This is a genomic window from Akkermansia sp. N21169 (assembly GCF_029854675.1).
Taxonomy (GTDB): Bacteria; Verrucomicrobiota; Verrucomicrobiia; order Verrucomicrobiales; family Akkermansiaceae; genus Akkermansia.
This window is the reverse complement of record NZ_JARWNC010000001.1, coordinates 1-1,361: the sequence shown is the minus strand read 5'-3', so window position 1 is coordinate 1,361 and position 1,361 is coordinate 1. Positions and strand designations below refer to the sequence as shown.

Annotated in this window: 2 protein-coding genes; one reads left to right on the top strand and one right to left on the bottom strand. The window is 47.7% G+C overall.

Features of this window, described 5'->3' with window-relative positions:
* A partial coding sequence (locus QET40_RS00010) for a hypothetical protein (protein ID WP_280125119.1) occupies positions 1-273 on the bottom strand: 273 nt, incomplete at its 3' end.
* Positions 274-1,049: 776 nt separating this feature from the next.
* Here QET40_RS00010 and QET40_RS00005 point away from each other — a divergent pair.
* Positions 1,050-1,361: hypothetical protein (locus QET40_RS00005; RefSeq protein ID WP_280125118.1), on the top strand; the 312-nt coding region annotated here is incomplete at its 3' end.

Here is a 1,361-nt window from a genome sequence, read left to right as displayed (position 1 = left end):
GCCGGAGTTGGCGGAGACGCGCTGGTCGGGTCCGAGTTCGCACTGGAGCTTGCCGATGGCGACTTCCAGGGCAAGGCGGGCCTGCGCCCGTGCCTCTGCGGCATACAAACCCTTCTGAGAAATACGCATCTGCGACGCGGACATGGTCAGCAAGCCGACGCTGAGGAGGGCGAGCAGGACCATGAGCGTGATTGTCGCAATCAACGCAAACCCCGGAACAGCCAAACCAGTCCGGCCGGATCGGAGAAATCTAGGTAAGTTCTTCTTTTTCATGATGGGAGTCATGCTCATACTTTGCATATACGCATTTACATTGTCACTACATTCATGCTGAAATCTCTACCTCCGGAACTCCGGGGATAGGCGAGCAGCAATCAACCATATTTTCCGACAGTTAGCGGATTGCGAATCCGCCACAATAAACTATAATATACTTATTATAAATACAATACATCTCCTTATTCCCTTATGCCGGTTCATTTTATTGGCAAAAAACCCACCAATAATATCATTTTTTTGAAGATTATCTCAAAAAAACATAATGACACCCACCAAAAACAGCATGATATCATTTATAATAAGTTATTTATGCTATCATCAAAAAAGATCACGGCCCAACATTCATCCCTCCCTCAAACAAGATAACGAAAAAATCTAAGGATCATTCTCCAATAGGTATACCTCTTGAAGGCTCAAGGTTTTTCCACATTTCAGGGGGTCTAAATCAAAAAGAGTCCCTATTTTTTTCTTGCTAGCGGATTCGCAATTCGTTAGCAAGAGAAGTGAAACCTCACGAAGCCCCCGGTCTTTCTCACTTATTATTCTAGTTTTATTCTGTCATGAAAATCACACACCGTTGTAATTGCGGGAAGCGTACTTCCATACGCTTCCTAAAGAAGCACTTACAAGGGTTTGCATTGATTGCGGCAATCACATTCATGGTTCTGCTCGCCTATCCCCGGAGTTCCGGAGGTAGAGATTTCAGCATGAATGTAGTGATAATGTAAATTCGTATTGACAATGTAAATGCGTATATGCAAAGTATGAGCATGACTCCCATCGTGAAAAAGAAGAACTTACCTAGATTTCTCCGATCCGGCCGGACTGGTTTGGCTGTTCCGGGATTTGCGTTGATTGCGACAATCACGCTCATGGTCCTGCTCGCCCTCCTCAGCGTCGGCTTGCTGACCATGTCCGCGTCGCAGACGCGTATTTCTCAGAAGGGTTTGTATGTCGCAGAGGCACGGGCGCAGGCCCGCCTTGCCCTGGAAGTCGCCATCGGCAAGCTCCAGTGCGAACTCGGACCCGACCAGCGCGTCTCCGCCAACTCCGGCATTCTGGACACGTCGGTCAATTCGGAA